Origin of the sequence: Bradyrhizobium sp., assembly GCF_049512235.1 — a bacterium.
Lineage (GTDB): Bacteria > Pseudomonadota > Alphaproteobacteria > Rhizobiales > Xanthobacteraceae > Bradyrhizobium.
Map to the genome: position 1 here is coordinate 1 of NZ_JBEKXH010000289.1, position 8,388 is coordinate 8,388.

The following is an 8,388-nucleotide window of genomic DNA, read 5'->3' on the forward strand; positions in this document are numbered from 1 at the left end:
GAGCGTTTGTTCCCGGATTTGTCTGGCGGTGGCCACAATGCGTCGGGCGCCGCGAGAATTTATCTGCTTGGCCGTGTTATACAAAAGCATCGCCGCTACCATGGTTCAATAGAGGCGTCTCTGCGCCAGTGGTCTCCCTGTGTTTGATGACTGGAGCGTGTGGATTGTGAAACTGAAAACGCGGCACCATCGTCACCAGCAATTTTGTTTTTGCTCGGTGGGCCACTATCCCGGCGGACGATGCCACCCTGACCGCTGCACTTCCGGCCAGCTCAACACCAACTATCTCATGGCGGGCGACCCGTGCAAGCTGAACACGGGCTCGCCTTTGCCCGCAAAGTCGGCTTCGCAACAATCGAGGGCTGGATTTTGGGCCAACTCGGTCTCATCCGCAGTCTGCGGGGACTGACCACCCGTCTTGGCTGCTTCGACGAAGCTGTGTTCCGTGAAAATGATCTTGAGCGTGATCTGGCTGGCAACCCGGCGCTGGCGCTTTCGGAATGTTGGTACTACATCCGCAAGCTGCAGGCGCGTTTCCTCGCGGCGAATACGTGGACGCGTTGCAGGCGGCCTCCAGGGCGCAACCGATTCTCGGGGTTGCGACCGTGACTCTCCTGGAGGTCGTTGAGTATCGCTTCTACGCTGCGCTTTGTCATGCAGCAGTTCATGAATCCGCCTCGTCCGAGGACCGCAAAGATCATTGCGCGAGGCTGAGGGGACACCTGGAGAAACCTGGAGAAACTCGACACCTGGGGACTCCATTGCCCTGAGAATTTCGCCAACCGGGCGGCACTCGTCGGCGCGGAGGTGGCCCGGATCGAGGGGCGAGACGTCGATGCCATGCGCCTGTACGAGCAGGCCATTCGCTCGGCGCGCGAGCAAGGTTTCGTGCATAACGAAGGTCTGGCCTATGAGGTGGCTGCCCGGTTCTGCGGTGCGCGCGGCTTCGAGACATTCGCCGACGCCTATTTACGCAAGGCCAGGGATTGCTATCTTAGCTGGGGCGCCGACGGCAAGGTGCTGCAGCTCGATCGGCTTTATCCGCATTTGGCCGCTGCGGAAGAGCAGCGTCCTTCCGCGATCATTGGCTCCCCGGTCCAACATCTGGACGTAGCGTGTCGTGAAGGCTTCTCAGGCCTTGTCCAGCGAGATCGTGTTGCCAAAGCTGATCGAGTAGCTGATGAAGATCGCGATCGGGCAGCATGCTTGTCGCGGTAAGCGATTCGGGTCCGGGGCTGCCTCTGGCGATCCTCGCGCGCTCTTTATACGACCAAGTCCAGCGGTTTGGGAATGGGGTTGTCGATCTCCCGCTCGATCGTCGAAGCGCATGGCGGCCGTCTATGGGTGACGCCGAACGAACCTCACGGCGCTGTCTTTTACATGATGCTGCCGATCGGGGAACAATCGCTTGAGAACCTGGAGGCATCTGAGGCCTAGTCCCGCCCCGGGCACGAAGCACTCGACCGCTCAATCCCCTAGGCAATTCGGCGCTTGAGATAAGAGACAGGCCGGGCGGTCAGTTTTCCAAGTGTCGCTTCCTAACACCAACGTATGGGCAAAGCCAGACCTGCGTTGAATGGAGAGACGCAGTTCAGCGCGTTACGGTCCCTCAGCTTGAGCGAGGAGACGAGGGCATTTGCGCGAGCAGCGACGGAGCTGCCGCGGCCGAAGCAAATATTTCTTCAGGACTGAGGTTCCGATCGTAGGGAGCGCGGAAGGGCATAGCCGCATCAGCTATCGAAACTTCTTCTATCCCCACCTCGGCGCTCACGGTAATGGACCCACCTGTGCTCACCGGAATGGACCCTCGGAGTGCGCGGCCACGAGTCGCGGCGGAGGTTCATCCACGGAGTCCATAGGGGGGCCCCGCGCATCGCGGAGTGACCGCCACGAGTCAGACGCCGCGATGCGCGGGGGGTAACTGTGGACCCCCGTGGGTGAACCGGGTGGGTAGGCTCCGGTGGGTCAGCAGGGATGCGACCGAACCGAACGACAAAGGGGCCCTTTCGGCCCCTTTGTCGTTGCACGTGTGAGTGCGTTTCTCAGAACGGCGGATCGTCCAGAGGCGGGTCGGATTTATCTAATGGACGGGGCTGCCGATCGTCGCGGATCTCATCGAGCAGCTGTGGGCCGTAGTGATCCCAGATAAGCTCGCGGAGGCCATCGAGCAGTTCGACGACGGCGACAGCCTGTTCGGGCGTCCAATAGGCCGGGACGGCGAACGGCATGGTGAGCATGCGGGTCGAGGGCGTTTTCATGATGTGGCTCCGCGGTGCACGGGCTTGGCGTGGTCGTAGCGGCTCCGCCGTGGCGCGCATGAAGACGTCATGGCGGACCGCCGGTGGGCTGCCTGGCTGCGGCGGTCCGGCGAGGTGCGCGGCTTGATGCGGCGGCGGCCGGCGGCGAGGGATCCGGGCTTCGCAATGAGGGGCCGTCGATGCGGATGGTGATGCAGTGATGCTGCAAGCGGTCGAGCAGCGCGTCGACGAGGGTCTTTTTTTGGAACAGCTCGTACCATTCGGGCAAATCGAGATTGGTGGTGATGATGGTGGAGACGCGGTTGTAGCGCTCGTCCATGAGGCGGAAGAAGGCGTTGGCCTGCTCGGGCTTGAGGGTGAGATAGCCGATCTCGTCGATGACCAAAGGCTGCATTTGGCTCAGACGTTTGAGCAGCCGCGCGGTGCTACGATCGGCGAGCGAGGCATAGAGCTCGTCGAGCAGCGCCTGGGCATTGTAGAAGCGGCCGCGGTAGCCGTTGAGACAGGCTTCGCGCAGCAGCCCGAGGGCTATTCCGGTCTTGCCGGTGCCGGGCGGCCCGATCAGCAGCACGTTGTCATTGCGGCGCAGGAAGTCGAGGCCGGCAAGGGTGTTGATCTGCGCCTTGCTGATGCCGGTCTGGCGTTCGAACGGGAAGCTGTCGAGCGTCCATCGCCACGGCAGATGCGCCTGATCGAGACGGTAGGCGAGGCTGCGCTCACGGCGCTGCGCCGCCTCGGCGCACAGCAGCCGATGGATCAGCTCGGGCGCGGGCGTGGCTTCGCGCTCGGCACGTTCGATCTCGCTGTCGAGGGCTGAGGCCATGCCATGGAAGCGCAGCTGGGCGAGCAGGGTTTGCAGCTTGTCACGCATCGTCGTCTTCCCCGGGATCGAGATTGAAGAACTCGCCGGCCACCTGCCGCAGGATGAGCGTTTCCAGGCGCGCGAGGTCGAACAGGCCGAACTGCAGGGCCTGCTCGACAGCGGCCAGGAAGGGGCCTGACGGATAGGTGCGTTTCATCTCAAGCAGGCGGCGTAGCGCCCGCAGGCCGCGGCCGTGGGCGCGCTGCTTGAGAGCCGCGGCATAGCGATCGAGGCTCGGGTGATCGCCGCGCAGCAGCTTGTCCTCGATGGCGGGCGTGCGGCTGGCTTTTGCAGGGGTGGGATGGTGCGCAGCCAGGGTGCTGCGGGCATCGCGCTGGCCGATCAGCCGGGGATGGGTGGCGATCGTGCTGCCGCGCCGGCGAATCACGATCTCGGCCGGATATTTGTAGACCGTGACCGATTGCCCGACCAAGCGCTCTGGCACCGAGTAGCGGTTGGTATCGACGGAGACATAGCCGTGCAGATCAACGACGCGCTCCTGCACCTCATAGACCGGCGGCAGTGTGCCGGGCAGTGGCTGCAGGTGCGGCTTCTCGATCAGATAGGCCGCCTCGGGGGACGTGCCCAGCACGCGCTTTCGCTTGTGATTGGCGACATCGCGGCACCAGGCCAATGCCTGCCGGTTCAAATCCGCGAAGTCGTCGAAGCTGCGCGCCGGCAGGAAGTTGCCTTCGACATAGGCAAAGGGCCTCTCGATCCGGCCCTTTCGATCTGGATGATTGACCCGGTGGGCGCGGAAGCCAAAGCCCAGCGTGCGCGCGAAGGCGTGCATCTCGGGAGCGATGACGGCGTCCGCGCCGGCGCCGGCGGCGACCATGACGCTGGTGTTGTCGATGACGCAGACCGGGCAGCAGCCGTCCATGAACCGCGCCGCCTCGAGCAGGAAGTGCTTGGCCTCGAAGCGGGTGAAGCGCGGGTAGTATTGAATGAACAGCCGGCGCGAATAGGCCAGCACCAGCCCGGCGCACTGCGCGGTGACCGGCTTGCCGGCCATCGTCATGCGATGCGGCGAGGTGTCGTGCTGCATCTCCTCGCCGGGGCCGAAGTGATACTCGCCCGCGCGCTGCGGCGGACGGCGCAGTCCCGCCTCCCTGATCCAGCGCGTCAAGGTGCTGTAGGCAATCGGCAGATCGTTCTCCGCGACCAGCAGTTGCTGCACGCGCGTCACGTTGCCGTGTGCGCGCGCAAAGGCGTCCTCGAGCTTGGCCCGGATCTGTGGCTCGCAGGGCGGCGCTTCAGCCGCCTCGCCATCACGCAGGATACGGCGCACCGTGTTGCGTGACAGCTTGAGCAGGCGGCTGATCTCGCGCAGGGTTTGGCCCTGCGCCTTGAGTACGCGCACGCTGTTGCGGATCTCGGTCGGGATGATGCTCGGCATGGTGTTTGATGTCGTTGCAAAGGGCGTCAAAGTTGGTCTGCAGGCGAGGAACGGCGGCTACTACGGCCTCGGGCAATGGACGTAGCGCCGGCAGTCGTTTGCGCAGGCGCGCGATGATCACGTTGAGGCGCCGCAGATCGGCCTCGCATTCGCCTTCCGGGCCATCGCGCAAGCGCTCGCTGCTACGCTGCTCGGCACTGTCGCGCAGGGCCTGGACGAACAGATGCGGGTGGCCGACCAGACGGTCGCGGGTGGCGTGGCTCGCCTCCTGGTAATGCATGAACCAGTCGCGCAGCGCGCGCGTCGACAGCGGCGCGTCGGACAGCGCCTGCAACAATCGATCGGCATGCGCGGCGTTGGCGCGCGCCAACGGGGCTACCACGCGGGCGGCCGCCCAGCTCGACAGCCGGCCCTCGCGCACTGCCGCGAGAGCCGCGTCGGGGAGCCCGCAGAGCAGCTGCAGACGCCGGCTCACCCAGCTGGCATCGCGCCCGCAGCGGCGGGCGACCTCATGCTGCGATAGCCCCAGGCCGTGAACCAGTTCGCGCACCAGCAACGCCTCCTCGAGCGCTGCGAAGGGCCGGCTCTGGCTGCGCGCCAGCACGCCGAGCAGGGCATCAGCCAGGCTGCACGGCCAGCACTCGACCCGCGCGGTGTCGCGGCCGAGCCGGCGCAGCGCCGCGACACGCCGATAGCCATCGATCAGGATCAGGCGCTCACCGCCACCACAGGCCTTCGCCGCGGGATCGGCCACCGCAATGCACGGGACAATCTGGCCCCCGCACTCGATCGAGCGGGCGATCCGCTCCACCGCGCGCGGCTCCGCCAGGCGGGCGCCCGCAAAGCGCAGCTCCAGGCGATGCAGATCAAGATCCAGGCTCTCGGTGTCCATGCCGGCAAGCCTAGCAGCACCGCCCCACCGCCCCTATCGCGTCCTCTCTTTGCAAACCCCATCCATCTCCCCGTACGGTGTTGATACCAAAGTGATTTCCACCATCCACGCGTCCATCTTTGCAAACTCCGCGGCCTCCGCCGGGACCAGCCGATAAGTTCCTGACGGCACGGGCGAACCCGGCATCGACGCGTCCATCTTTGCAAACTTTGTGGACGTCGACGAACCTGCACGCTGCCGGCGGTCGCGTCGCCGCTGCCGGGATCCGCCGCGGTTGCGCTCGCAGTAGTCCGGGTGGGTTCGCCGATACTCGCGCCAGTACTCGCGATGGCTTTGCGCCCAGGCACGCTGGGCCCGTGCCTGGTTCTCGCGATAATCGGCATCGCTCGCGCGCTTGGCCCGTTGCCAGCAGCGCCGGCGCTCACGCTGGCAGGCCGCCTCACTGCAGTAGAACTGCCCTGGCACTTGCGACCGCGGCCGGAATGCCTGGCCGCAGCCCGCACATCGCCGGCTCTCCATGGATGCTTCTCCGCGCAGATAACCTGCGCGGGGCCCATCCGGCGCCGCCGGCCAACTACAACCGCAGCGGCAAGCCACGCACAATCCCGCTGCCGATCGCACCCACTGCCGAACTCAGCCGGTCACCTCACCAGCCTCCGGCCAATCACCTCAAGGTGGGTCAATTCCCATGAGCACACCCGGGTCAATTCCGGTGAGCGTCAAGGCCCCACCATCGCTCGCAATTAATGGGACCGCGCCTTGGACCAGATCGCCTGATTTCAATTCGATTTCAACCGCGCCGGAACGCGCGGTGAGGAGATTGCCATGAATGTGCACGCCGGCGCTTTGGCTAAAGCGCATGATTTCGATGAACAAACCTCGGCATTTGCCCGCGACGTGATCGACGATTTGTCACAGCACCCGAAGCGGCTGTCGCCGAAATATTTTTATGACGCCAAAGGCTCCGAACTGTTCGAGGCGATCACACGGCTGCCGGAATACTACCCGACCCGCACCGAACTTGGCATCCTGCAAGAGCGGGCCGGCGAGATCTCCGCCATCGTCCCGGATGGCGCGGCGCTGGTGGAATTCGGCGCCGGTGCGACCAACAAGGTCCGGCTGTTATTGAACCGATGCGCGGTCGGCGCCTACGTTCCCGTGGATATTTCCGGGGACTTTTTGAACGCGCAGGCCGACGCCTTGCGCCGGGATTTCCCCGCTCTCGACGTCTACCCTGTCGCTGCGGATTTCACCCAGCGGTTCGCCTTGCCGGGCGCCGTCGCCGCGATGCCGAAAGTCGGGTTTTTCCCGGGATCGACGCTAGGAAATTTTGAGCCGCATGAAGCCTGCGCTTTCCTGCGCAGCGCCTGCGCCATTCTGGGGCGGGGCGCGCAGATGGTGATCGGCGTCGACCTCGAAAAAGACCAGGGCGTGCTTTATCAGGCCTACAACGATGCCGCTGGCGTTACCGCGCGCTTCAATCTCAACCTGCTGGACCGCATCAACCGCGAGCTCGGCGGCAATTTCGACACTTCGGAGTACCGGCATCGGGCGATCTACAATAGCGAGCGGCACCGGATCGAAATGCACCTGATCAGCACCAAGGCGCAGAAGGTTCGAGTGCTGGACCGTAGTTTCTCATTCCGTCCGGGCGAAAGCATTCACACCGAGAACAGTTACAAATACAGCCTCGGGCGCTTCACCGCACTGGTACACGGCTCGGGCTGGACCCATCGCGAATCCTGGACCGATGCGGAGCGCATGTTTTCGGTTCATGCGCTGGTGGCCGAGTTCGAGCCAACTGCCGTACTTTGGAGCGGAGTGCCATTCAAAGCGCTTGACCCGTCGCCTGACGCGTAGATGGCGCCGGTCAGAAACTCGGCCCAGTCACGTTCGAAATAGGCCGCTCGAGAGTGGTCATGTCGACGGACCTGCTGCAATGAACACGTAAAAGCTCCGTTTTCGAAACGGATCGCGATCTTTTCGGCGCGGTCCTGTTTTCGCTCAGTGCGGAAGCGAAACGCCTCCAGCGGGCCCGCTCGCGTGATGGGAACGTCCGATCCATTGGGATCGCAGATCGCACGTGCGCCACGGCTGCCCCCACCGCGCGAGAGATAGGCGTCCAGCGCCGTCAACACCGCCTCGGACGCAAGAGCCATTTGCCGCCATTGCACGCATCGCTCGGCCTGATCGGCTCGGTCCATGCGCAATCCACGTGATCGGATGTCGCTATTCAGCCTGTGCGCCGCTGCCAACGCTTCGCGCACCCCTCGAGCGGAACAGATGAAGCCGGCGTCGTCGCTCATGCGGGCCTGGACTTCGAGCGCGACTTCGCGCCAGTCGAGGCCGTCGTCGCGCAGGCCTGCGGTGACACCTTCGATGGCCGCGCGAACCATTTCCGCCGGCAAGGAAAAGCTCGGCGCGGTCCGTTTGCAGGCATGGATATGTTCCGCACAACGCTGAGCCATCACCTGGCCCGCGTTGAGTGCAGCCCCGCCGGGCCGCGTGACGCCATGGGTCCCGGCCGCCTCGCCGATGGCGTAGCAGCCCTCCAGGTTCGAACAACCCCAGATGTCTACGGCGATGCCGCCATTCATGTGCTGGTTGTTGACCGCAAACTGCAGCGGATCGCGCGTGATGTCCTTCTTGTAGCGGCGATAAAGCTCGATCGACAGCGGGTTCATCGTCGCGAGCCGCTCGATCGGGAGGCTCGAGAGAGCACCATTGTTTTCGAGATAGGCCCTGACATCCGCATCAAGGCGATCGAGCGAGAAGGGCGCGTCGCCCGGTACGGGCTCCGGATTGCGGTTGAAATCCATCAGGACTCTGCGTCCCATCCGGGTCTCGCGGAAGATGGCAAGATCGACAAGGCTGGAACCGAAGTCGAGCATTCGCGAGGCATGGAACGGCCATTGATAGCCCTTGCGGAAGATGTTGGAGGCGAGCTCCTGCGTGGTTCGATAGTAATCGCCCAGGA

The 8,388-nt window shown here is 64.4% G+C and carries 7 protein-coding genes and 2 pseudogenes; 4 read left to right on the forward strand and 5 right to left on the reverse strand.

What is annotated here, in order from left to right:
* Positions 1–303: 303 nt before the first annotated feature.
* From ABSG20_RS23305 to ABSG20_RS23315, 3 genes and pseudogenes are all read left to right on the forward strand, one after another.
* Positions 304–609 carry a hypothetical protein gene (locus ABSG20_RS23305; protein WP_423866868.1) on the forward strand — a complete coding sequence of 102 codons (306 nt, stop codon included), beginning with the start codon at positions 304–306 and terminating at the stop codon, positions 607–609.
* A 150-nt stretch (positions 610–759) separates the two neighbouring features.
* Positions 760–1,174, forward strand: a pseudogene (locus ABSG20_RS23310) (hypothetical protein); the annotation flags it as partial.
* A 122-nt stretch (positions 1,175–1,296) separates the two neighbouring features.
* A complete protein-coding gene (locus ABSG20_RS23315; RefSeq protein WP_423866870.1) occupies positions 1,297–1,437 on the forward strand; it encodes an ATP-binding protein in 141 nt (46 codons plus the stop codon).
* Positions 1,438–2,042: 605 nt separating this feature from the next.
* On the opposite strand, the gene ABSG20_RS23320 is transcribed toward ABSG20_RS23315, so the two are convergent.
* The 4 genes from ABSG20_RS23320 to ABSG20_RS23335 form a co-directional block, all read right to left on the reverse strand.
* A complete protein-coding gene (locus tag ABSG20_RS23320) occupies positions 2,043–2,258 on the reverse strand; it encodes a hypothetical protein (RefSeq protein WP_423866871.1) in 216 nt (71 codons plus the stop codon).
* A gap of 67 nt (positions 2,259–2,325) precedes the next feature.
* Positions 2,326–3,129, reverse strand: coding sequence for an IS21-like element helper ATPase IstB (gene istB / locus ABSG20_RS23325; protein ID WP_423866872.1), 804 nt, complete (start codon positions 3,127–3,129; stop codon positions 2,326–2,328).
* On the reverse strand, positions 3,122–4,510 hold the full coding sequence (locus tag ABSG20_RS23330; RefSeq protein WP_423866875.1) for a Mu transposase domain-containing protein: 1,389 nt from the start codon (positions 4,508–4,510) through the stop codon (positions 3,122–3,124). Before ABSG20_RS23330 ends, istB begins: the two co-directional genes overlap by 8 nt.
* Positions 4,392–5,411, reverse strand: a complete 1,020-nt coding sequence (locus ABSG20_RS23335) for a ParB/RepB/Spo0J family partition protein (RefSeq protein ID WP_423866873.1) — start codon at positions 5,409–5,411, stop codon at positions 4,392–4,394. Before ABSG20_RS23335 ends, ABSG20_RS23330 begins: the two co-directional genes overlap by 119 nt.
* A gap of 825 nt (positions 5,412–6,236) precedes the next feature.
* Here ABSG20_RS23335 and egtD point away from each other — a divergent pair.
* Complete coding sequence (gene egtD / locus ABSG20_RS23340) at positions 6,237–7,271, forward strand: L-histidine N(alpha)-methyltransferase (RefSeq protein ID WP_423866874.1); 1,035 nt, start codon at positions 6,237–6,239, stop codon at positions 7,269–7,271.
* Here the strand turns inward: egtD and ABSG20_RS23345 are convergent.
* Positions 7,184–8,388: pseudogene (locus ABSG20_RS23345) on the reverse strand (oxidoreductase); the annotation flags it as partial. The gene egtD and the pseudogene ABSG20_RS23345 overlap by 88 nt on opposite strands.

Coding starts and splice junctions, on each gene's coding strand:
- ABSG20_RS23320 (WP_423866871.1), bottom strand. CDS start 2,258: ATGAAAACGCCCTCGACCCGCATGCTCACCATGCCGTTCGCCGTCCCG.
- istB (WP_423866872.1), bottom strand. CDS start 3,129: ATGCGTGACAAGCTGCAAACCCTGCTCGCCCAGCTGCGCTTCCATGGC.
- ABSG20_RS23335 (WP_423866873.1), bottom strand. CDS start 5,411: ATGGACACCGAGAGCCTGGATCTTGATCTGCATCGCCTGGAGCTGCGC.
- egtD (WP_423866874.1), top strand. CDS start 6,237: ATGAATGTGCACGCCGGCGCTTTGGCTAAAGCGCATGATTTCGATGAA.